This is a genomic window from Vibrio sp. 10N.222.52.C12, from assembly GCF_041474215.1.
Classification (GTDB): Bacteria; Pseudomonadota; Gammaproteobacteria; order Enterobacterales; family Vibrionaceae; genus Vibrio; species Vibrio crassostreae_C.
Genome location: NZ_JBFRTR010000252.1, coordinates 1 through 330, shown reverse-complemented (window position 1 = coordinate 330; position 330 = coordinate 1). Strand labels below are relative to the sequence as shown.

The window sequence follows — 330 nt, the reverse complement described above, 5'->3', positions numbered from 1 at the left end:
CCAAATTGTTAAAGAGCAATGAGACTTCTTGTGAAGTTCATTTTCTAAAGACTCTCACAGTCGAAAAATCCAACCAGCGACATAAGAAGTGGTTTGGAGATTTAACTTCCAAGAATATTTAGAGAATGGTGGGCGATACCGGGCTCGAACCAGTGACCCCCTGCTTGTAAGGCAGGTGCTCTCCCAACTGAGCTAATCGCCCACGATAGTTTTAATTCCTTCGTGGAGAAAGAATGGTGGGTCGTGCAGGATTCGAACCTGCGACCAATTGATTAAAAGTCAACTGCTCTACCAACTGAGCTAACGACCCAATGGTATCCCGTAGGGGAG

At 45.8% G+C, this 330-nt stretch carries 2 tRNA genes; both read right to left on the bottom strand.

From position 1 onward, the window contains the following. Window positions 1-126: 126 nt before the first annotated feature. A tRNA-Val gene (locus AB4623_RS24185) sits at window positions 127-202 on the bottom strand. A 32-nt stretch (window positions 203-234) separates the two neighbouring features. Beyond that, a tRNA-Lys gene (locus tag AB4623_RS24180) sits at window positions 235-310 on the bottom strand. Window positions 311-330 lie beyond the last annotated feature (20 nt).